The sequence below is a fragment of the Polaribacter irgensii 23-P genome (assembly GCF_000153225.1).
Lineage (GTDB): Bacteria > Bacteroidota > Bacteroidia > Flavobacteriales > Flavobacteriaceae > Polaribacter > Polaribacter irgensii.
Genome location: NZ_CH724148.1, coordinates 1,526,927 through 1,548,782 on the forward strand (window position 1 = coordinate 1,526,927; position 21,856 = coordinate 1,548,782).

At 35.9% G+C, this 21,856-nt stretch carries 18 protein-coding genes; 10 read left to right on the forward strand and 8 right to left on the reverse strand.

The features are described from left to right. The first annotated feature begins 74 nt into the window (after positions 1 to 74). The 3 genes from hemF (at position 75) to PI23P_RS06815 (ending at position 3,442) form a co-directional block, all read left to right on the forward strand. Positions 75 to 977, forward strand: a complete 903-nt coding sequence (hemF, locus tag PI23P_RS06805) for an oxygen-dependent coproporphyrinogen oxidase (protein ID WP_004570035.1) — start codon at positions 75 to 77, stop codon at positions 975 to 977. 186 nt (positions 978 to 1,163) lie between these two features. Beyond that, entirely contained in the window at positions 1,164 to 2,507 is a 1,344-nt protein-coding gene (locus PI23P_RS06810; protein WP_004570036.1) for a dihydrolipoamide acetyltransferase family protein, read from the forward strand. Positions 2,508 to 2,707: 200 nt separating this feature from the next. Next, positions 2,708 to 3,442, forward strand: coding sequence for a hypothetical protein (locus PI23P_RS06815; protein ID WP_155811763.1), 735 nt, complete (start codon positions 2,708 to 2,710; stop codon positions 3,440 to 3,442). Between the two features lie 95 nt (positions 3,443 to 3,537). Here the strand turns inward: PI23P_RS06815 and PI23P_RS06820 are convergent, their stop codons facing one another. The 5 genes from PI23P_RS06820 to PI23P_RS06840 all read right to left on the reverse strand — a co-directional run bounded on the left by PI23P_RS06820 (position 3,538) and on the right by PI23P_RS06840 (position 8,434). Beyond that, positions 3,538 to 4,224, reverse strand: a complete 687-nt coding sequence (locus PI23P_RS06820; RefSeq protein WP_004570039.1) for a GNAT family N-acetyltransferase — start codon at positions 4,222 to 4,224, stop codon at positions 3,538 to 3,540. A 67-nt stretch (positions 4,225 to 4,291) separates the two neighbouring features. Beyond that, positions 4,292 to 5,950 carry a dihydrolipoamide acetyltransferase family protein gene (locus PI23P_RS06825; protein ID WP_004570040.1) on the reverse strand — a complete coding sequence of 553 codons (1,659 nt, stop codon included), beginning with the start codon at positions 5,948 to 5,950 and terminating at the stop codon, positions 4,292 to 4,294. 3 nt (positions 5,951 to 5,953) lie between these two features. Then, positions 5,954 to 6,943 (reverse strand): pyruvate dehydrogenase (acetyl-transferring) E1 component subunit alpha, encoded by a 990-nt coding sequence (pdhA, locus tag PI23P_RS06830; RefSeq protein WP_004570041.1) that lies wholly within the window; start codon positions 6,941 to 6,943, stop codon positions 5,954 to 5,956. A 120-nt stretch (positions 6,944 to 7,063) separates the two neighbouring features. Beyond that, entirely contained in the window at positions 7,064 to 7,735 is a 672-nt protein-coding gene (locus PI23P_RS06835; protein ID WP_004570042.1) for a hypothetical protein, read from the reverse strand. A gap of 78 nt (positions 7,736 to 7,813) precedes the next feature. Beyond that, a complete protein-coding gene (locus tag PI23P_RS06840; RefSeq protein WP_018941807.1) occupies positions 7,814 to 8,434 on the reverse strand; it encodes a M15 family metallopeptidase in 621 nt (206 codons plus the stop codon). Positions 8,435 to 8,552: 118 nt separating this feature from the next. On the opposite strand from PI23P_RS06840, the gene PI23P_RS06845 reads away from it, so the two are divergent. Beyond that, positions 8,553 to 8,960 carry a DUF2721 domain-containing protein gene (locus PI23P_RS06845; RefSeq protein WP_018941808.1) on the forward strand — a complete coding sequence of 136 codons (408 nt, stop codon included), beginning with the start codon at positions 8,553 to 8,555 and terminating at the stop codon, positions 8,958 to 8,960. 66 nt (positions 8,961 to 9,026) lie between these two features. On the opposite strand, the gene gcvP is transcribed toward PI23P_RS06845, so the two are convergent. Continuing rightward, positions 9,027 to 11,870 carry an aminomethyl-transferring glycine dehydrogenase gene (gcvP, locus tag PI23P_RS06850; protein WP_004570045.1) on the reverse strand — a complete coding sequence of 948 codons (2,844 nt, stop codon included), beginning with the start codon at positions 11,868 to 11,870 and terminating at the stop codon, positions 9,027 to 9,029. 187 nt (positions 11,871 to 12,057) lie between these two features. Here gcvP and PI23P_RS06855 point away from each other — a divergent pair, with 187 nt between their 5' ends. Then, positions 12,058 to 12,882: a UbiA prenyltransferase family protein gene (locus PI23P_RS06855; RefSeq protein ID WP_004570046.1), complete on the forward strand. Its 825-nt coding sequence runs from the start codon at positions 12,058 to 12,060 to the stop codon at positions 12,880 to 12,882. Between the two features lie 134 nt (positions 12,883 to 13,016). Beyond that, positions 13,017 to 14,909 carry a phosphoglycerate dehydrogenase gene (gene serA / locus PI23P_RS06860; protein ID WP_004570047.1) on the forward strand — a complete coding sequence of 631 codons (1,893 nt, stop codon included), beginning with the start codon at positions 13,017 to 13,019 and terminating at the stop codon, positions 14,907 to 14,909. A gap of 95 nt (positions 14,910 to 15,004) precedes the next feature. On the opposite strand, the gene PI23P_RS06865 is transcribed toward serA, so the two are convergent. Both PI23P_RS06865 and PI23P_RS06870 read right to left on the reverse strand, forming a co-directional pair. Further along, positions 15,005 to 16,192 carry a C40 family peptidase gene (locus PI23P_RS06865; RefSeq protein WP_004570048.1) on the reverse strand — a complete coding sequence of 396 codons (1,188 nt, stop codon included), beginning with the start codon at positions 16,190 to 16,192 and terminating at the stop codon, positions 15,005 to 15,007. Positions 16,193 to 16,239: 47 nt separating this feature from the next. Further along, complete coding sequence (locus PI23P_RS06870) at positions 16,240 to 16,992, reverse strand: IclR family transcriptional regulator (RefSeq protein WP_004570049.1); 753 nt, start codon at positions 16,990 to 16,992, stop codon at positions 16,240 to 16,242. Between the two features lie 141 nt (positions 16,993 to 17,133). On the opposite strand from PI23P_RS06870, the gene kynU reads away from it, so the two are divergent. The 4 genes from kynU to PI23P_RS06890 are packed head-to-tail and all read left to right on the forward strand — an operon-like array spanning position 17,134 to position 21,709. Then, positions 17,134 to 18,390 carry a kynureninase gene (gene kynU / locus PI23P_RS06875; protein WP_004570050.1) on the forward strand — a complete coding sequence of 419 codons (1,257 nt, stop codon included), beginning with the start codon at positions 17,134 to 17,136 and terminating at the stop codon, positions 18,388 to 18,390. Further along, a complete protein-coding gene (locus PI23P_RS06880) occupies positions 18,391 to 19,800 on the forward strand; it encodes an FAD-dependent oxidoreductase (protein WP_004570051.1) in 1,410 nt (469 codons plus the stop codon). 9 nt (positions 19,801 to 19,809) lie between these two features. Next, entirely contained in the window at positions 19,810 to 20,214 is a 405-nt protein-coding gene (locus PI23P_RS06885) for a RidA family protein (RefSeq protein ID WP_004570052.1), read from the forward strand. A gap of 52 nt (positions 20,215 to 20,266) precedes the next feature. Continuing rightward, positions 20,267 to 21,709 carry an aldehyde dehydrogenase gene (locus PI23P_RS06890; protein WP_004570053.1) on the forward strand — a complete coding sequence of 481 codons (1,443 nt, stop codon included), beginning with the start codon at positions 20,267 to 20,269 and terminating at the stop codon, positions 21,707 to 21,709. The last annotated feature ends 147 nt before the right edge of the window (positions 21,710 to 21,856 follow it).

Below are 21,856 nucleotides of genomic sequence, written 5' to 3' on the forward strand. Positions count from 1 at the left end.
TTGTCTCTTTTATTTGGATTCTTATAACAGGAGATTATTGCAATCGCTCACGCACTTCATTTCCAACAAAAAGTATGAAAAATAAATTTTACGCGTACATAGAAAACTTACAAGATCAAATAACATCCAAATTAGAAGCTGTCGATGGGCTTGCAAAATTTGAGGAAGACATCTGGGAAAGAGAAGAGGGTGGAGGTGGAAGAACACGTGTAATCGAAAATGGAGGTGTTTTTGAAAAAGGTGGTGTGAATATTTCTGCTGTTCACGGGGAATTACCAGAAGCTCTAAGAAACCAGTTTAAAGTAGCGGAAGGAAATTTTTTTGCTTGTGGACTGAGTTTGGTGATGCATCCAATAAATCCATTTGTACCTACTGTGCATGCTAATTGGCGTTATTTTGAAATGTATGACGGGGCAGGAAATATTGTAACACAATGGTTTGGAGGTGGTCAAGATTTAACCCCGTATTATCTATTTGAAGAAGATGCTGTACATTTTCATACGGTTTGTAAATCAGCTTGTGATCTCCACAACACAGAATTTTATTCAAAGTTTAAAAAAACATGCGATGCATATTTTTGGAATGCTCATAGAAATGAAGCAAGGGGTATTGGAGGTTTGTTTTTTGATTACTTAAAAGAAACGGATGATATCTCAATTTTAGATCGCTTTAATTTTGTCACAGAAATAGGGAATAGTTTTCTTGAAAGTTATGTGCCAATTGTAGAGAAAAGAAAGGGAAAAGAGTTTAAGAAAATGCATAAGGATTGGCAGGAAGTAAGGAGAGGAAGGTATGTCGAGTTTAATCTAGTGCATGATAGAGGAACGCTTTTCGGTTTAAAAACAAATGGCAGAATAGAAAGTATTTTAATGAGCTTGCCGCCAATTGTGCAGTGGAAATACAATCACCATCCAGAAAATAATTCTGAAGAAGCAAAACTTTTAGATGTTTTGCTAAATCCAAGAGAATGGATATAGTTAAAAAATTATGGTATTGTTATATTTTAGTTAGAATTGAATACTTATACGTAAATATTAAGGTATTTAATGTGTATTATTATGAATAACACAAATAATAAAAGCCTGTAATTTTATTTTTAATATTAAAAAGTAGTTTGCAGTCATCGATTTTTAGTACTTTTGCACCCAGTAAAAATAGAGAAAATGGCAAGATTTGAATTAAAGTTACCGAAGATGGGAGAAAGTGTGGCGGAGGCGACCATAACTTCTTGGTTAAAAGAAGTTGGCGACACCATTGAATTAGATGAGGCTGTTGTTGAAATTGCTACAGATAAAGTAGACTCTGAGGTGCCATCTGAAGTCGCGGGAACGCTGCTTGAAATTTTATACCAACAGGATGACATCGTCGCTGTTGGAGAAACCATTGCAATTATAGAGGTGGAAGGAGAAGACTCGGAAAAGGAAACAGTTGCAACTGAAAGTATTGAAGAAAGTGTAGAGGTAGCGGAAATAGAAAAAACAATTGAAAAGGGGTTAGAAGTGACTGCGATACCCGTTTCTAAAACTTCAGATGCAGGTAAATTTTATTCACCTTTGGTAAGGAGCATTGCACAAACAGAGGGCATCGCTTTCGAAGAATTAGAAACGATTGTAGGCTCAGGCAAAGAGGGAAGGGTAACCAAGGAGGATATTTTAAAATACATTAAGGAAGGAAGACCAGTTCCCAAAAATATAGAAGCGTCTAATACTGTTGAGAAGAGTGCTGCACCCATTCAGAAAGTAGTACAAAAAGAAGTGCAAAAAGAAGTGCAAAAAGTAGTACCAGTATCCATTAACGGAGAAGACGAAATAATTGAGATGTCTCGGATGGGTAAGTTAGTGTCTAAACACATGGTGAGTTCGATTCAGACAGCAGCACATGTGCAGTCTTTTATAGAGATTGATGTTACTAATATTGTAAAATGGAGAACGCGAGTTAAGGACGCTTTTCATGCAAGGGAGGGGGAAAAGTTGACCTTTACACCTATATTAATGCATGCCGTAGCTGCTACAATAAGAAAATATCCGATGATTAATATTGCCATGGACGGCACTCATATTATTAAAAAGAAAAATATTAATTTAGGGATGGCCGCTTCTTTGCCTGATGGAAATTTGATTGTTCCAGTAATTAAAAATGCAGATCAGCTAAACTTGGTAGGGATGACAAGGGCAGTAAATGATTTGGCAAATAGAGCAAGAAACAATGCACTTAAACCAGATGATATCCAAGGAGGAACCTATACCGTTACAAATGTGGGTAGTTTTGGATCTTTAATGGGCACGCCAATTATAAATCAACCGCAAGTTGCTATTTTAGCTTTAGGTGCAATTCGAAAAGTACCCGCAGTTATTGAAACAGTCGAAGGGGATTTTATTGGAATTCGTCAAAAAATGTTTGTATCGCATTCATACGACCACAGGGTTGTAAACGGTGCTTTAGGAGGAATGTTTATTAAAACTTTAAAGGAGATTTTAGAAGCTTGGGACCTAAATCAGGATTTTTAAGTTCATAAAATTAGTACATAAAAAAAAACACCCAATTTCTTTGGGTGTTTTTTTTGTTATTTTTGTTTCTATTTGATCTTATGGTCAAATTTCCCTTTATTTCGTCAAAAAAAAGCATTTCAGAATTTTCTGTAATAGATTTTTAAAACTAATTTAGTGCTTAAGAATTAATATTAATAAAAATTTAAAAAATTTAAAAAATGAAAAAATTGTTATTTGTATGCATGTTTGTATCAACCTTTATGGCTGTTGCGCAAGAAAGTGTTTTATTGAGACTTAATTATGAAGTAGGAGATGTTTTATTAGTAGAACAAAACGTTTCTCAAAATATGGGTGCACAAGGAGGCATGGACATGAAGATTGAAATGGACATGACAATTACAGCTAAAGAGGGAGCAGTATTCAGTACAGCTTCTAAAATAAAATCTGTAAATATGAATATGTTGCAGGGAGGCATGGTAATGAGTTTCGATTCCTCAAAAGATGCTGCGGATTTGGATGAAATGGGTAAAATGATGAAACAACAGTTTGACCCAATGATGTTGGCGACCATTTCTTCTAAAATTTCTGCTGAAGGAGAAACATTGGAAACGATTGTTACTCCACCGACCCCAGCAATGGATCAATTTACAACACAAGCGAAAGGAATCAAATTTCCCAAAGAAAAAGTTTCTGTGGGTTCTGTTTGGAGTGATTCGACCAGTCAGCAAGGTATGGCGGTTAAGACGACGTATACGGTGTCTAAAATTGAGAGTGGAAAAGTATACATAGATATCACAGGAACTGTTTCTGGTATCGGAGAAGGTGCTTTAAAAGGAGATTTAATTGTTGATGTTGAAAAGGGAATTCAAGACACTACAAATATAGAAATGTCTTTAAATGCAAATGGTGTAGAAATGACTATAAACACGAAGAGTAAGACTACAGAAATGTAAGCGCAATTGTGTTTGTATGATGTAAAAAAATGCCTTGAGATTTTCTCAAGGCATTTTTATTTATAAAAGAACACAAGGAAAGAAACAGTGAGCGTTTATTTTTTACGATAATGCCACCAATTCATATCTCTTGTTATTTTATATCCAAGTTTTTCATAAAGTGGAATTGCAGTGTTTCCTTTATTTGTATGCAAAATAGGAAGTTTATTCTTTTTTAAAATTTCTTTAGTAGTATGGGCAATTAATTGTTGGGCAAATCCCCTTCTTGTATAACTTGGATGGGTAACAACACCGCTTATTTCTATAAAGTCGTCAGTTTGCATGCGCTGTCCAGTAATTGCTACTAACTTGTCATCTTTATAGATTCCAAAATAATGTCCCATTTTAAATCCCTGTTTTCTATAAAAACCAGGCATAACTAACCAAATTAAATCATAAATTTCGTCAATAGATTGTGCTGTTAATAAAACAATATTCTCTGTTATTTTAATATCCGTTAAATTTTCTAAGACCATTTGACATCCCTCAATTTTCTTTTCGAGAAGTATGGTCTTATCGTCTATCAACGGGACAGAATTTTCCGAAATTAAAAAGAAGTCTTCTGTCAGTTCAGCATACGCTGTTAAGGCTTCCGCCGTTTTTGTAGTGTCAAAAAAAGCACCAAAATTAGAAATTTTGGGATCATAAAATTGCACGCCTTCAAAGGGTACTAGAAACTTATTATGCGTTTCGTTTAAGGAATGCCAAACTGGATTTTTTAGTTTTTCTGCTATTGTGATCATACGAAATAAAGAGATAAAAAAAAGCCCGCTAATTGCGAGCTTTTTGTAAAGTATTGTTTTTAAAAACCTACGCGAGCATGGTAACTGGGTTTTCTATAAACGTTTTTAAAGTTTGTAAAAATTGCGCTCCAACAGCACCATCAACAGTTCTGTGGTCACAGGTTAGGGTTAATTTCATTGTATTTCCAACAACAATTTGTCCGTTTTTAACCACTGGTTTCTCAACAATTGCACCTACGGATAAGATCGCTGAATTCGGTTGATTAATGATCGAAGTAAAGTTTTCGATACCAAACATTCCTAGGTTAGAAACTGTAAAAGTACTGCCTTGCATTTCTGCCGGACTAATTTTCTTATTTCTTGCTTTTCCAGCTAAATCTCTAACAGAAGCACCAATTTGAGTTAAACTCATTTCGTTGGTGTGTTTCACAACGGGCACAAGCAATCCATCTGCTACAGCAACTGCGACACCTACGTGAATATGGCTGTGGTAAATGGTATTATTGTCTGTCCAAGAAGTATTAACTTGTGGGTGTTTCTGCAGCGCCATTGCACATGCTTTCACAACCATATCATTAAAAGATACTTTGGTATTTGGTATTGAATTTATTGTTTTTCTTGATTCCATGGCACTGTCCATGTGAACTTCAATATTTAAACTGAAATCGGGAGCAGAAAATTTAGAAGCGCCTAAAGATTTTGCAATTGCTTTACGCATTTGAGAATTTTTAATTTCTTCAGATTTTTCTTCACCGGCAGCAACAAAACGCATCACAGGAGCTTCTGTTGGTTCGGGTTGTGAAATTTCTTCCACAGGAACAACTGGAGCCTGTACTTTTACTGGAGTTGCAATTGGTGCAGCAGCAGGAGTGTAATTTTCAATGTCTTTTTTAATAATCCTACCGTTTTCACCTGAACCTTTAACTACAGCTAAATTGATACCTTTATCCGCAGCAATTTTCTTTGCTAAAGGCGATGCGAAAATACGTGTATTGTTATTATGGATAACAGGTACTTCTTCCTCTTCTTTAACTGTATCAACAGTATCTGTTGGTTTCTCAGTTGTCTTTTCTGCACTAGTACTTGCACCACCATTAGCAACAATCGCAGTTACATCGGTTCCAGCAGGTCCTATGATCGTTAATAAACTGTCTACAGGTGCCGTCTCTCCTTCTTGTACACCAATATACAAGATGGTACCTTCATAAAAACATTCAAATTCCATGGTAGCTTTGTCTGTCTCAATTTCAGCAAGTATATCACCTTCTGCAACAACATCTCCAACCTTTTTTAACCAAGCTGCCACTGTACCATCTGTCATGGTATCGCTTAAACGTGGCATTGTAATTATTTCAACTCCTTCTGGAATTGTACCTGCACTTTCAGGAGAGCTTGTCACTTCTTTAGCGTCTTCTTTCTCTGTTTCTGCTGGCACCTCTGTTTGAGCATCGGTTTCGGTTCTATTAATAATGGCAGAAATGTCTTCACCTTCCTCACCAATCACTGCTAATAAAACGTCTACAGGAGAACTTCCACCTTCGGGTATGCCAATATGCAATAAGGTTCCTTCGTAGAAGGATTCAAATTCCATAGTTGCTTTATCCGTTTCAATTTCGGCTAAAATATCACCTTCTTCAATTTTATCTCCAACATTTTTCAACCATTTTGCCACAACACCTTCTTCCATGGTGTCGCTTAGTCTCGGCATATTTATAACTGTAGCCATATTTTAACTTATAAAAGGATAATCTTTTTGTTCATATACCATATCATACATCTGCTGAGGTTCTGGATAGGGAGAATCTTCTGCGAACTTCTCACATTCTTTTACCCGTGCTTTTACATCTTTGTCGATGATTGCGATTTCCTCTGCAGTTGCATATTCTTTCTCTTTGATCACATTTAATATTTGTGTTATAGGATCAATTTTCTTATACTCTTCTACTTCGTCTTTTGTTCTATATTTTTGGGCATCCGACATTGAGTGACCTCTGTAACGATATGTTTTCATTTCTAAAAACGTAGGTCCATCTCCGCGTCTTGCGCGCTGTATAGCTTCATCAACAGCTTCCGCTACCTTAATTGGGTTCATGGCGTCCACAGGACCACAAGGCATTTCATAGCCCAAACCAAGCTTCCAAATATCGGTGTGATTTGCGGTTCTTTCTACTGAAGTTCCCATCGCATATCCATTATTTTCAACAATAAATACCACTGGTAACTTCCAGAGCATTGCCATGTTAAAGGCTTCGTGTAATGAACCTTGTCTTGCAGCTCCATCACCAAAACAAGTTAAGGTAACTGCATCGCTTCCTTTATATTTGTCAGCAAATGCAAGTCCTGCTCCTAATGGTATTTGTCCACCTACAATTCCGTGTCCTCCATAAAATCTAAATTCCTTAGAAAAGATATGCATAGAACCTCCCATTCCTTTCGAAGTTCCAGTAACTTTTCCAAATAACTCTGCCATTACTTTTTTAGGATCTTCACCCATACCGATAGGCTGTACGTGATTTCTATATGCAGTGATCATTCTGTCCTTAGACAAGTCCATCGCATGTAAAGCCCCTGCTAAAATAGCTTCTTGACCGTTGTATAAGTGCAAGAAACCTCTTACTTTTTGTTGAATGTAGACGGCAGCTAGCTTATCTTCGAATTTACGCCAAAAAAGCATGTCTTTGTACCAATCTAAATACGTCTGTTTAGTAATTTTTTTCATTCTCTATCTTCGTGTTTGCTATATTCTATATCTCTCTAATACAGGTACAAAAATAACTGTTTTAAATAGAATATCAAAAAATGATTTTAGGTATTTAACGCCAACGTTTTCGTAGCCTATTTACTTGTCTTTAGCGATGATAATAGTCGCTTTTGCGTCCGTCGCTAAATTCCATTCATTTGCCGACAATAATGCGCCGGCATCATTATATACTTTGAAGGCAGCAGTGTTTGGGCCTGAAGTCCCTTGATTTAACGCAACAAAGGCTATTTTATTGATGCCAATTTCTAAAGGAATTGTAAAACTCTGATACCGCTCTTCTAAAACAATATTTACAATAACGGGTATATTGTTCAACAAGATGGTAACTCGATCTCCATCGGGATATTGAAAGTCGCGACAAATAATATTTACACTACCAGAATTTGTTCTAAAACTTCCTAAATCTTGATCTATAACTGGATATATATATTGCCCATTTATTTTTTTAAAAGCTTTTAGAAAGCGTGCTTCACTCACCTGTTTTTGTGAGATAATACCTTTGTTGTTAAGGGCATCTTCATCTTGTTGTTTCTTTAAGGTTTCCTGTTCTTGGTTATAAGCATCCTTAAAACCGTTATTTCCGTTTAGTAGTATTGATGTTGGTTTTTCTGTGACTTTGGCGTTTTTTAAAACAATCGATTTGATTGCACCGGTATCTGCAGCACCCTTATTTTTATCTAATTGTGCGATAAAATTAGTTGTAGATAAAATAAAAATTAAGAAAATAAAAGTTTTATTTTTTTGAGTCATTTAGAAGAATTTTCCAAGTTTACACTACAAAGATAGCTAGGATTTGAAATTTTGTTGTTTAGAATTTGTTAAAACTTTTTAATAAATAGGGAAATTAAAATAGGTGCGTGCAAAAGGTTCTTTTTGAAGTGTAAAATGCCACCATTCATTTTCAAACGGAGTAAATCCGTTGGAGGTCATTATCTTTCTTAAAAACATCCTATTTTCTATTTGTTTTTCTGAAATATTTTTATGGAATGGGTGTGATTGAATTCCAAAGAAGTCATAACAACTGCCCATATCTAATTCCGCTTTTGTAATCGTATTTATAAGTGTGAGGTCCACAGTACTTCCTCTTGAATGTCCAGATTTTGTAGCTATATAACCTTGCTTAAAAAGCTCAGATTTAGAGATATCCGGGTAATACTGTTTTTTCATTAAAGTGTCTTCTAGCACATACGCCCAGCGCACAAAATGAGCTACAGCTCGCTGAGGGCGATAGGCATCAAATATTTTAAGACTGTATCCTTCGTTCAAAAATAACTGCTGTATTTTTTTTAACGCTTTTGCAGCTTTGGAACTAATAATGATGTAATTTCTCTGATATCCGTCTATGGGTTTTCCAATAAAATTATTTTTAGAGAAGTAGCGCAACTCTTTTTGTATAGAAGGTGCGACCTCGTGCAAGTATACAAAACCGTCAGGCAGTTTTTGGCTCATAAGGCTGCAAGCACAAACAAGGAATAGGCTTTGAATAAAACTTTTCATCAAATCAAAAATACAGAAAATATAATTTATGAGTTCAAAACAAAAATAATTATTTATTTTTGGCGCAATTATGGAACAACTTACCTTAACGACACCAGCACTTTTATTTTCAGCCATTTCATTAATAATGCTCGCGTATACAAATCGATTTTTGGCATATGCAGCCGTGATTAGAAATTTGCATGATATTTATTTAGAAAAAAAGCAAACCTCTCTCTTAAGGCAAATTAAAAACTTAAAATTGCGATTAAATTTGACAAGATGGATGCAGATTTTCGGAATTTCAAGTTTACTGTTTTGCGTGTTAACGATGTTTTTAATTTATGTAGGTCAACAGATGGTTGCTGTTTATATTTTTGGTTTGGCATTGATTTTATTAATAATTTCTTTGGCTTTACTAATTAAAGAAATACAAATTTCCGCACAAGCATTGCAATACCACATTGCAGATATTGAGAAGTATTTAAAACAGAAATAGGATTTTAAATAGACAAAAAAACCGCCTATTTAAGAGGCGGTTTTTTTGTCTATTTAAAATTTATTTTTACATATAATCTTCAATAGGATTACAAGAACAATTTAAATTTCGATCACCATAGGCATCGTCTACTCTTCTAACGGTTGGCCAAAATTTATTCTCTGCGATGTATGTCAGTGGAAATGCTGCCTGTTTTCTAGTGTATGGAAACGGCCAATCGTCTGCAGTTACCATTTCTTGTGTATGTGGAGCATTCTTAAGTGGATTATTATCGTCCGCTAGAGACGTGTTTCTGATTTCTTCACGTATTGAGATCATTGCGTCACAAAAACGATCTAATTCTGCGATACTTTCAGATTCTGTTGGTTCAATCATCATTGTTCCACCCACGGGGAAAGAAACGGTAGGTGCATGAAAACCGTAATCTATCAATCGTTTTGCAATGTCAACAACTTCGATTCCGTTTTGTTTAAAATCACGACAGTCAATGATCATTTCATGGGCTGCTCGTCCTTTTTCTCCGGTATACAAAGTTGGATAATGGCCATTGAGGCGCTCTTTAATGTAATTGGCATTTAAAATTGCCATTTTTGTTGCGTCTGTCAATCCTTTTGAGCCCAACATCGTGATGTATCCATAAGAGATTAAGCAAGCCAGAGCAGATCCCCAAGGAGCTGCAGAAATTGCAGAAATTGCGTGTTCACCACCTGTTTCTATAATTGGGTTTGACGGCAAGAAAGGGACCAACTGAGGTGCAACACAAATGGGGCCTACTCCAGGACCACCACCTCCATGCGGTATGGCAAAGGTCTTGTGGAGATTTAAGTGACAAACGTCAGCACCAATAGTTGCAGGATTTGTCAATCCAACTTGTGCGTTCATATTTGCACCATCCATATAAACTTGTCCGCCATTGTCGTGAATAATTTTGGTAATATCTTGAATTTCACTTTCAAAAACGCCGTGTGTAGAAGGGTAGGTAACCATTAAAGCAGCAAGATTTTCTGAGTGCAAAGCTACTTTTTCACGTAAATCATCAATGTCAATATTTCCGTTTTCGGCAGTTTTGGTAACAATAACTTTCATTCCTGCCATGACTGCTGAAGCGGGGTTCGTCCCGTGTGCAGAAGCTGGAATGATGCAGATATTTCGGTGCACATTCTTGTTGGCAAGGTGATAGGCTCTGATGGTCATTAATCCAGCAAATTCTCCTTGAGCTCCAGAATTTGGTTGCAAAGAAGTACCGGCAAAACCAGTAACAATATTTAATTGATGTTCTAATTTCCGTAAAACTTCATGGTACCCCTCAGCTTGATTCAAAGGTACAAATGGATGAATATTTCCCCACTGTGGGTTACTCAATGGCAACATTTCAGAAGCTGCATTCAATTTCATCGTGCATGAACCTAAAGAAATCATGGAATGATTTAATGCCAAATCTTTGCGTTCTAATTTTTTGATATACCGCATCATATCTGTCTCTGAATGATACGTATTAAAAACGCTATGATTTAAAAAAGAAGTGTTTCTTTTTACATTTTCTAGGATCTTGTTGCCTTCAGAAAGGGAAGAAATGACCACGGGGCTGAGCCCCAAAGTTTCAGTGAAAATAGCTACAATTGCATTTAATTCACTTAATTCTACAGTTTCATTTATGGAGATAGACAAGGTTTCGTTGTCTATATAGTTGAAGTTGATTTCATTTTTTTCTGCAAGAATTTTTATTTTTTTAGCATCCACCTTGACGGTAATTGTATCAAAATAAGAAGTATTAATTTGTTCAATTCCCAGTCCAGTAAGTGTATTGGCCAGAGTAATAGTTTTCTGGTGCACGCCATCTGCTATAAATTGCAAACCTTCTTTACCGTGATAAACAGCGTACATTCCTGCCATTACCGCTAATAAAACTTGTGCAGTACAAATATTAGAAGTCGCTTTTTCGCGTTTAATATGTTGCTCTCTTGTCTGCAAAGCCATTCGCAACGCGTGCTTGCCGTTGAGGTCTTTTGTCACGCCAATGATTCTCCCAGGAATACTTCTTTTGTATGCCTCTTTTGTGGCAAAATAGGCCGCATGTGGCCCACCATAACCCAATGGGATTCCAAAACGCTGGGTAGTTCCTACAACAACAGAAGCCCCAAAAGTACCTGGCGCTTTTAACTTTACTAAGGATAAGATGTCAGCAGCGAGGGCCACTTTGATATCTTTCTCATTCGCTTTTTTAACAAAATTTTCGTAGTCAAAAATTTGCCCAAATTTTCCAGGATATTGTAAAATGGCACCAAAATAATCCGCTTCAAAATCAAAATCTTCATGATTTCCAAAAACCAATTCAATTCCTATAGGAGTAGCACGGGTTTCTAAAAGAGCGACAGTTTGCGGCAATACCTCATGGGATACAAAAAACTTATTTGCTTTTGCTTTTTTCTTTGCGCGCTCTCTAACGTCAAACAACAAAGCCATTGCTTCTGCAGCGGCAGTTGCTTCGTCTAATAAAGAGGCATTTGCCAGCTCCATTCCCGTTAAATCGCAAATCATGGTTTGGTAGTTTAACAACGCTTCAAGTCTTCCTTGCGCAATTTCTGCTTGATAGGGCGTGTATGCGGTATACCAGCCTGGATTTTCTAGTATATTACGTTGTATGACACTTGGTACAATTGCTTCATGGTACCCAAGACCGATGTAACTTTTGAATACCTTATTTTTTTCAGAAAGTGTTTTTACATGAGCTAAATACTGATATTCACTCATTGCTGGTGCCAAGTCTAAAGGGCTTTTTAGGCGGATATTATCGGGTACAGTTTCATCAATTAGCTGCGCGAGACTCGCTGCTTTGATGGTTGTCAACATTTTTTCTTGTTCTGTGGTACTTGGACCAATATGTCTTCTTTGAAACGAATTTGTATTCATTTATTAAATTTTATGAACGATTGATCTCAATCGATTTAGTATTGATTTTTGACTCTCAAAAAAAGTAAAATTTCTTGAATAACAAAAATATGAATTTAATCATTTGTTTGCGCTTCGAATTGGAAATAAATAGCGATAATTATTAACTAAAAAGGAATGTTATGAACAGAAGCGTTATTTTTGCGGCATGAAGTTTTTCAAGTTATTATTTAGTTTTTATATCAATGCAAGTATTCATGTAGGGGTTTCTGTTTATGCTTTTGTGAAAATTACGGAGCAATATTTTGGGACACCTTTTAATGTATCTTTAAGTTGGACCATTTTTTTTGGTACGATTACCGGTTATAATTTTGTAAAATATGCGGGAGTGGCAAGGCTGCATCACCGAAGTCTTACGAGCAATTTAAAAGCAATTCAAATATTTTCTTTTTTTTGTTTTGTAGCCATGTGTTATTTTGCTGTTCAATTGCCCTTGCAAATTTTAATTATTGCAACTCCTTTCGCGGGATTAACGTTGTTATACGCAGTTCCTTTTTTAAGTGGATTCCAGAAAAATTTACGTCAGGTAAGTTATTTAAAAGGAATCGTGGTCGCTTTTGTTTGGGCTGGATTTACAGTTTTAATACCTTGTATTGCAGCAGGTAAAGAGATGCTTCTCTCCGTGATACTTTTATCCGTGCAGCGTTTTATAATTGTGGTTGTTTTAATTTTTCCTTTCGATATAAGAGACGTGAAGTACGATGCTATTTCACTGCAAACAATCCCCACAAAAATTGGAGTTGAAAAAACAAAAAGAGTCGGTTTGGGTTTGATGGTTTTTGCTTTGTTAATTGAATATGCAATTAATGCAGAGGCCGCTCTTAAAAATACATTTATGATTTTCTTTTTTATGGTTTTAGTTTTCTTAATGCGATCCAAAATAAAGCAGTCAAAATACTACAGTTCCTTTTGGATTGAATCGTTGCCTTTAATCTGGTGGTTGCTTATTTTAGGATTTCGTAATTTATATTAGTTTTGAAGATTATTTTTATCAACTTGAAGGATAATTTAAGGGATTATAATAAATATGACAAAACTTTAATTTTGCTTTCCATTAGTCCGCTATAATTGTAGTTTTACCAGTTATTAAGTAACCGAGATTTTAAGATGAGTCCTAATAAAAGAAATTATATTTTCGATTTTGACAGCACATTAACGAGAGTAGAAGCACTGGATGTCTTGGCAGAGATAACTTTGGCAAAAAACCCAAATAAGAAGGCTATAATTCAGGAAATTATAGACATTACCAACTTGGGAATTGATGGCGAAATCTCTTTTACAGAGTCTTTAGAAAAAAGAATTCAGTTATTAAACGCTAACAAGGCAGATTTAAGTAGCTTAGTGAGCGCTTTAAAAAAGCAGGTTTCTAAATCTATTGAGAGTAATAAGGCTTTTTTCGAAGAATTTGCAGAAGATATTTACGTAATTTCCTGCGGATTTAAAGAGTTTATTGATCCCATTGTAGCGGAATATAAGATACCTGCTGACCGAGTGTTTGCAAATACTTTTGAATTTGCAGGCGATGGGAAAATTATTGGTTTTGATGTTGACAATGTATTGTCGAAACACAATGGTAAAATTCAGTGTTTAAAAAACATGAATTTAGAAGGAGAAATACAAGTTATTGGAGATGGTTACAGTGATTATGTGACCCGAGAAGCGGGTGTTGCAGACAAATTTTTTGCATACACAGAAAATATTTCAAGAATAAAAACAACAGAGAATGCTGATCACATTGCTCCGAATTTAGATGAATTTTTATACATAAACGGTTTGCCAGGAAACATTTCATATCCAAAGAATAGAATTAAAATATTACTACTAGAAAATGTGCATCAAGACGCTTTTAACAAGTTGTCTAAAGATGGGTTCACTGTAGAAACGGTTTCAAAAAGTTTGTCTGAAGCAGAATTAATTGAAAAAATAAAAGATGTACACGTGCTTGGAATTCGCTCCAAAACAAACGTAACTAAAAAGGTGGTTGCTGCTGCTGAAAAATTAATGGTGGTGAGTGCCTTTTGTATCGGTACGACACAAATTGATTTAGAGGCTTGTAAAGAAAAAGGAATCGTTGTTTTTAATGCACCTTATAGCAATACACGGTCTGTTGTAGAATTGGCAATTGGAGAAATTATTATGTTAATGCGTAGTGTTTTTCAGAGAAGTACAGAGCTTCATAGCGGTCAGTGGAATAAAACGGCTGCAGGGTCGCGAGAAGTTCGTGGGAAAAAATTGGGAATTGTAGGGTACGGCAATATTGGAAAGCAGTTGTCTGTGTTAGCAGAGGCTTTGGGAATGGATGTTTATTATTACGACATCGAGGATACATTGGCGATAGGAAATGCGACAAAGATGAATGAGTTGTCCGAGTTATTAGCAATTGCTGATGTGGTGACTTTACATGTGGATGACAATCCAGCGAATAAAAATTTATTTGGAGAAAAACAAATCTCTGAAATGAAAGAGGGTGCCTATTTGGTAAATTTAGCGCGAGGGTTTGTTGTGGATATTGCAGCATTAGTCGTAGCTTTAAAAAGCGGAAAATTAGCAGGTGCAGCCGTGGATGTATATCCTGAGGAGCCAAGTAAAAATGGCGAATTTTACACAGATTTAAAAGGATTGCCAAATGTGATTTTAACACCTCATGTTGGTGGGAGCACAGAAGAGGCGCAAAGAGATATTGCAGATTTCGTTCCCAGCAAAATTATGGCATATATGAACTCAGGAAATACCGTAGATGCTGTAAACTTTCCAAACATTCGTTTGCCGAGACAGACAAAAGCACATCGATTTTTACACATTCATAAAAATGTTCCAGGAGTAATGGCTAAAATCAACAAAATTTTGGCTAAGTACGATTTAAATATTATTGGTCAATATTTATCTACAGATTCTTCTGTGGGATATGTAATTACTGATTTAGACAAGGAATACAATAAAGAGGTAATTGAAAAGTTAAGAAATATAGAAGGAACCATCAAATTTCGAGTATTGTATTAGATCCATATTTCTAAAAGAGACAAGAAAAAGCCTTTCAAGTAATTGAAAGGCTTTTTTTATATTTTGTCTATTTGGGTGTTGATAGTCGTCGATTTTTATAGCTGCAGTGCTTGGCCTAAGGCAACAATTTTCTTGTCGGGAGTGCCAAGATAACGTCTACTGCCAAGGTATCTATTTTTATTAAAGTCGTCGAAATTCATTTGGGAATCGTCCATAGAACTGATGTGAACATTTCCTGAGGCATGAATAAACTCCATTTTTTCATTTCCCAACCAAATACCGACATGCACAACGCGTTGGCTTTTTTCAGTTGTGGCTTTTGTTCCGAAAAATAATAAATCTCCCTTTTCTAAATCTTTAAAATCTAAAGCAACATTTACTTTTCTGCCAGCATTTATTTGTTGAGAGGCATCTCTTGGAATTATAAAACCATTCATTAAGTAGGCCATTTTTACAAATCCACTGCAGTCCATTCCTTTGGTAGAAGTGCCTCCCCAGAGGTATGGAAAACCGTTCATTTTCTTTGCTGTTTTTTCAATATTTTCTCCTGAATATGTTTTGTTTTGAAGCCAAGCGTTGTACCGTACACTTTCCTCTTTTTTCACGAAGCCCGTTCTATTATCTGGATATTTTACTTCGTAGAAGGCTTCGTTTTCATTGACATACTGGAGCAACCCACCTAATGTAATGTCAGATACAATTTCAGATTCCGCAGAGGCTGTCGTGTATATAAATCCTGTAATTTCAGTAAAAATTATTTTTTCAGAAGTGTTCCAAAGATCAAATTTTTTTGTATCCATTTTCTCAATTCCGCCTTTGTCAACCCAAGAAATGTAGCTGTCTGGAGTTTGAACCCTATAAAAGTCACCTTTTTTATCCAATATTTTCAAAGACATTCCAAGCAGCGCTTGGGTGCCAAGTTCGGCGGAATGTTTTGGGAGTGAACGGATGTTGATTACAGAGTTTTTAGCCACTGCAAATTTTTGGTTCCCAACAGTAGTATCTGGTAAAAAGCGAAGCTCATTTTTAAAAATCACATTTGAAGAATGTATGTATTCTAGCAATTCATTGTACGCCTTTTTTGAGTCTGTAGCTCCTTTGGCAATAATTTGGTCATCAATCAAAGCAAAACGAACATCATAGACCGCAACCCTTTTGTCGGGAGCATAGGTCATTTGAATGCTTTTGCTTTTTGTCTCTATGGCAATTAAGAATTTTGAGTTTTTGTTACAAGATTGCAGTAACAAGAATAAAATAAGAGGTATAATTTGTGAAAATTTCATATCAATTGCTTTTGGCTAAATTACAAAAATGTCTGATTATTGTTGTTTTAAAAAATGATTTCCTTGATTCCTTTAGATATAATTGAAACATAGTGGTTTACTTTTTTTAGCTCAAATCTGCTAGAGGGTCCAGAGGCGCTAATTGCTCCAATAAATTCATTATTTTTGTTAAAAACAGGAAGCGCAATACAGATTAATCCGAGTTCAAACTCCTCTAAGTCTAGGGCATATTGGTCTCGATGGACCATTTTTAATTGGCTTTTCAATTGTGTTTGGTTGGTGATGGTGTGTTGGGTATATGCTTTGTAGTCAATGCTTTGAAATAGATTTATTTGTTTTTCTTCTGTTGAAAAGGCGAGTAATATTTTTCCTATAGCGGTTGAATGTAAAGGTTGAAAGGACCCTACGGATGTGCTAATTTTTAGTCCCTGTGGACTCTCTATTTTATCGATGTAAAAGACTTTATTTTTTTTTAAAACGGCAAAAAGGATAGTTTCTTCTATGTCAGTTGCGATCTTTTTTAAAGAATCGCGGGCAGTATTAATTAGAGACTCGTACAGTGAAACGCGATTGCCCAATTCGAATAATTTACTTCCTAAAATATATTTTTCATTTTCATTTTGTTGCAGTGCATTTAAAGCAACAAGCGTGTTTAAAATGCGATATGTAGTGCTTTTATTATAGCCAGTTTTATTTGCTAATTCTCGAACTCCCCACTCTTTTTTATCATTTGTAAAGGCTTCTAACAGGTTAAAAGCTTTTACAATAGATTGATTGAGAATAAATGTTTCATTGGTCATCTTTGTATCTAAATATTTTGCTAAGATAAGAAAATTTTGTATATTTATAAAACACCGTTTCATATAGTGAAACGATTAATCTTTTGGCTTCTTCTTTTTGGAACCAATAGAGTAGCAAATTTTTAAAGATAAATACAAAGGATGTATCAAGACAATTTAGCATTTGCAAAAGAACAAGACAAATTAGATCCTCTGGCTTCGTATAAAAGTCAGTTTCATATTCCCAAAGATGCGGAAGGAAATGATTGGCTTTATTTTACAGGGAACTCTTTGGGTTTGCAGCCGAAAGAGACGAAGGCATACATCAATCAAGAGTTAGAGGATTGGGCAAATTTAGGAGTAGAAGGGCATTTCGAGGCAAAAAATCCTTGGTTAAATTACCATGAGTTGCTGACCGACAAGATGGCTAAGATTGTAGGGGCAAAACCGATTGAGGTGGTGGTGATGAATACGCTGACAACCAATTTGCATTTGTTAATGGTTTCTTTTTATAGGCCAACAAAGACGAAGTTTAAGATTGTCATTGAAAGTGATGCCTTTCCCTCGGATCGATATGCGGTGCAGTCTCAATTAAAATTCCACGGTTTTTCTGAAACAGACGTTATTGAATGGAGACCAAGAAAGGGCGAGCATTTGTTGAGGACGGAAGATTTAGAAACGATTGTCAGGGAGCAGGGTGATGCAATAACGCTTTTGTTAATTGGAGGTGTTAATTATTATACAGGACAGTTTTTAGACTTGAAAAGAATTGCAGAAATAGGACATTCAAAGAACTGTATTGTAGGTATTGATTTGGCCCACGGTGCAGGAAACATACAGCCACATTTGCATGCTTCTGGAGTAGATTTTGCTGCTTGGTGTACCTATAAATATTTAAATTCTGGTCCAGGGAGTTTGGGGGGAGTTTTTGTCCATGAAAAACATTCAAAAGATAAAGATTTGCCTCGCTTTGCAGGCTGGTGGAATCACAACAAGGAAACTCGGTTTAACATGCGACAGCCTTTCGATGTAATGGAAGGTGCCGAGGGGTGGCAATTGTCAAATCCACCAATCTTATCAATGGCGGCTATTAAGGCCTCTTTAGACTTGTTTGATACGGTTGGGATGGATGCTTTAATTGAAAAGTCAGAAAAATTAACGGGGTATTTCGAGTTTTTAATTCAGCAGATTTCTTCTGATGATATTCATATTATAACCCCTAAAAATCCGAAGGAAAGAGGATGTCAGTTGTCGATTCAAGTAAAGAACGCAGACAAGAGTTTTCATGAAAAATTAACAGCACATCACATCATTACAGACTGGCGAGAGCCAGGCGTAATTAGATGTGCGCCTGTGCCACTTTATACTTCTTTTGAAGATGTATTTCGATTGGTATCAGTTTTAAAAAATCTATTATAAATGAATAAAGACGATAAAATATTAATTATTGGTGCAGGATTGTGTGGGAGTTTATTAGCATTAAGACTAGCACAAAGAGGCTTCATGGTTACCGTATATGAAAGCAGGCCAGATTTGAGAACTACAGATATATCTGCTGGAAGATCTATTAATTTATCACTTTCTGGTAGGGGGTTAAAAGCACTGCGACTTTGCGGAATGGAAGCGAAGGCAAAAGAGATTTGTATTCCGATGTTTGGCAGATTGATGCACGATACCGAGGGAAATACATTTTCTTCAGATTACTCAGGTAGAGATAATGAGTGTATCAATTCAATTTCAAGAGGAGAGCTGAACGCTATTTTGTTAGACGCTGCAGAAGCGCACGAAAACGTAGCATTGTATTTTAATAAGCAATGTGAAAAGGTAGATATTGAGAACAATATTGCACATTTTGTTGATTATAAAACCAAAGAAAAATTTTCGGTTCATGCAGATGTGATTTTTGGTGGTGATGGCGCAGGTTCTTCGTTAAGAAAAAGCTATGTTGCAGAACGCGCATTTTTATTTAGTTATTCTCAGGCGTACCTAAACCATGGTTATAAAGAGCTTGAAATTCCAGCAGATGTTTCAGGAAAGCATCAAATAAGTAACGCACACTTGCACATTTGGCCACGGGGTGATTTTATGTTAATTGCGTTGCCAAATATGGATGGTAGTTTTACAGTTACCTTATTTTTAAGCTACAATGAAGGCGAGTTTAATTTCGAAAATTTAACAACTGAAGAAAAAATTACAGAATTTTTTGAGAAAGAATTTCCAGACGCATTGGCTTTAATTCCTAATATAAAAGAAGAATTCATAAACAATCCAACGGGACCTTTAGGTACCATTAAGTGCGCTCCATGGAGTTATCAAAATAAAACTTTGTTAATTGGAGATTCTTCCCATGCAATTGTGCCTTTTTACGGTCAAGGAATGAATGCTTCATTTGAGGATGTTTATGTTTTAGATGAAATTTTAGATCAGAATTTAGGGTCTTGGGAAGCTGTTTTTAAAGCCTATCAAAATACAAGAAAAAAAGATACGGATGCAATTGCAGATTTGGCAATTGATAACTTTCATGAAATGAGAAATCATGTTGCCAATCCTATTTTTAAAGAAAAAAGAATTGTAGAAATGAATTTAGAAAAAACATTTCCAACAGAGTATTTTTCGAAGTATTCAATGGTGACTTTTAAAGAGCACATTGGGTACAATGAGGCCATGGTTAGAGGAAGAGCGCAAGACAAGGCGCTGTTAAATTTAATTACATCCAACGCAATTTCTACTGCGCCTGATATGGAGAAAGAAGAATTAAAAGTAGTGTTAAAGAAAGTGCAGCAAAAAACGGAAGAGATTTTAAAAGAGGCTCTTACAGGAGTATTGTAAAAACGTAATATGTCAGAAAAAAAAGTAACACCAAGAGGCGTATACCCCCACGTAAAAGTAGTTGGAGATTTTATATTTGTGTCAGGAACAAGTTCTAGGAGAGCAGACAATACCATTGCAGGAGTCGATCTTATGGACGATATGGGAACGAAATTCCTCAATATTGAAACACAGACAAGCGAAGTTTTAAAAAACATAGATGCGAATTTGCAAACGGTTGGGTCAAGTCTAAAGGATGTTGTAGACGTTTCTACATTTTTAGTAAATATGAATGATTTTGCAGGATATAACAAAGCATATGCTGCATTTTTTGACAAAGAAACGGGTCCTACGAGAACAACGGTAGCGGTGCATCAGCTGCCACATCCCGATTTGGTGGTAGAAATTAAGGTAACTGCATTTAAGAAAAGGTAATTATTAAATTGTTACTTGTTTTAAAATAAGTAGGGGTTGCTCGCAACGGGATATGAAGATAAAAAACTACATCAACGGAGAATTTGTCAATCCAATAGAAGACAATTGGATGCCTAATTACAATCCATCGAATGGAGAAGTCTGTGGGCAAATTCCAGACTCAACAAAGAAAGATGTAGAAAAAGCATACGAAGCTGCAGCAAATGCCTTTCCGGAATGGTCTAGTACTACATTAGAGGAGAGAAGTACCGTTTTGGCTAAAATAGCAGCCTTAATTATAGAGCGGTTAGACAGTTTAGCCTCGGCAGAGTCAAAAGACAATGGAAAGCCCATTAGTTTGGCAAAGGAAGTTGACATTCCAAGGGCCGCGAGTAATTTTCAGTTTTTTGCAAACGCCATTACACAGTTTTCTTCAGAAGCACATGAAAGTGTTGGTTTTAATGCTGTGAATTTTACACTGCGCCAGTCCATCGGGGTTGTGGGGTGCATTTCTCCGTGGAATTTGCCTTTGTATTTATTTACTTGGAAAATTGCACCGGCAATCGCCGCAGGAAATTGCGTGGTTGCAAAACCAAGTGAAATAACGCCTATGACTGCATTTTTGTTAGGTGAAATTTGCACAGCGGCAGGTTTGCCAAAAGGCGTTTTAAATATTGTACATGGTCTTGGGGCAAAGGCTGGAAATGCAATTGTCGCACATCCAAAAATCAAAGCAATTTCGTTTACAGGAGGTACTAAAACAGGCGCGCACATCGCAAGTATTGCCGCACCTATGTTTAAAAAACTTTCTTTAGAGTTGGGAGGTAAAAACCCGAATATTATTTTTGCCGATTGTGATTATGATAAAATGCTAACAACTACCGTGCGCTCCTCTTTCGCGAACCAGGGACAAATCTGTCTTTGTGGAAGTCGAATTTTTGTAGAAGAAAAAATCTATGAGAAATTTAAGCGTGATTTTATTAAAAAAGTAGCGCAGCTAAAGGTGGGGAATCCATCTGAAGAGACTACGAAAATTGGAGCTTTGGTTTCTAAAGAGCATTTAGAAAAAGTAAAAGGTCATATTGACGTTGCTGTTACGGAAGGAGGTAAGCTTCTTTTTGGTGGAAATAAGGTGGCAGTAATGGGCAGTGAGAACGGATATTATTTACAACCAACAATTATTGAAGTTGCTGACAATAAATGCAAGTTAAATCAGGAAGAAGTTTTTGGCCCTGTGGTTGCAATTATGTCTTTTAAAACAGACAAAGAAGTTTTACAGTTAGCTAACGATGTGAAATATGGATTGTCAGCAACCGTATGGACTAACAATTTAAGGCGAACAATGCAGTTTTCTCAACAATTACAAACAGGAATTGTTTGGGTAAATACATGGATGTTAAGAGATCTAAGGACGCCTTTTGGAGGGCAAAAAGATTCTGGTATTGGCAGAGAAGGTGGTATTGAAGCACTGCGGTTTTTTACAGAATCAAAAAACATATGCATTCAGTATGATTGATAAGAGGCAATGAAAAATCGTTCCAGCTCACAATGATATAATTTTTATTTAGGTAAAAATTTTTGATTTTCTTTTTAGGTGTTTTTAAGAATAAAAAGGATCTTTTACTTTCGTTAATGGAGGAGACAAAAGGACAGGTGGAAAAAA

Excerpts from the sequence above, each read along its gene's own strand:
- hemF (WP_004570035.1), top strand. The coding sequence starts at position 75 with ATGAAAAATAAATTTTACGCGTACATAGAAAACTTACAAGATCAAATA.
- PI23P_RS06810 (WP_004570036.1), top strand. The coding sequence starts at position 1,164 with ATGGCAAGATTTGAATTAAAGTTACCGAAGATGGGAGAAAGTGTGGCG.
- PI23P_RS06815 (WP_155811763.1), top strand. The coding sequence starts at position 2,708 with ATGAAAAAATTGTTATTTGTATGCATGTTTGTATCAACCTTTATGGCT.
- PI23P_RS06820 (WP_004570039.1), bottom strand. The coding sequence starts at position 4,224 with ATGATCACAATAGCAGAAAAACTAAAAAATCCAGTTTGGCATTCCTTA.
- PI23P_RS06825 (WP_004570040.1), bottom strand. The coding sequence starts at position 5,950 with ATGGCTACAGTTATAAATATGCCGAGACTAAGCGACACCATGGAAGAA.
- pdhA (WP_004570041.1), bottom strand. The coding sequence starts at position 6,943 with ATGAAAAAAATTACTAAACAGACGTATTTAGATTGGTACAAAGACATG.
- PI23P_RS06835 (WP_004570042.1), bottom strand. The coding sequence starts at position 7,735 with ATGACTCAAAAAAATAAAACTTTTATTTTCTTAATTTTTATTTTATCT.
- PI23P_RS06840 (WP_018941807.1), bottom strand. The coding sequence starts at position 8,434 with ATGAGCCAAAAACTGCCTGACGGTTTTGTATACTTGCACGAGGTCGCA.
- PI23P_RS06845 (WP_018941808.1), top strand. The coding sequence starts at position 8,553 with ATGGAACAACTTACCTTAACGACACCAGCACTTTTATTTTCAGCCATT.
- gcvP (WP_004570045.1), bottom strand. The coding sequence starts at position 11,870 with ATGAATACAAATTCGTTTCAAAGAAGACATATTGGTCCAAGTACCACA.
- PI23P_RS06855 (WP_004570046.1), top strand. The coding sequence starts at position 12,058 with ATGAAGTTTTTCAAGTTATTATTTAGTTTTTATATCAATGCAAGTATT.
- serA (WP_004570047.1), top strand. The coding sequence starts at position 13,017 with ATGAGTCCTAATAAAAGAAATTATATTTTCGATTTTGACAGCACATTA.
- PI23P_RS06865 (WP_004570048.1), bottom strand. The coding sequence starts at position 16,192 with ATGAAATTTTCACAAATTATACCTCTTATTTTATTCTTGTTACTGCAA.
- PI23P_RS06870 (WP_004570049.1), bottom strand. The coding sequence starts at position 16,992 with ATGACCAATGAAACATTTATTCTCAATCAATCTATTGTAAAAGCTTTT.
- kynU (WP_004570050.1), top strand. The coding sequence starts at position 17,134 with ATGTATCAAGACAATTTAGCATTTGCAAAAGAACAAGACAAATTAGAT.
- PI23P_RS06880 (WP_004570051.1), top strand. The coding sequence starts at position 18,391 with ATGAATAAAGACGATAAAATATTAATTATTGGTGCAGGATTGTGTGGG.
- PI23P_RS06885 (WP_004570052.1), top strand. The coding sequence starts at position 19,810 with ATGTCAGAAAAAAAAGTAACACCAAGAGGCGTATACCCCCACGTAAAA.
- PI23P_RS06890 (WP_004570053.1), top strand. The coding sequence starts at position 20,267 with ATGAAGATAAAAAACTACATCAACGGAGAATTTGTCAATCCAATAGAA.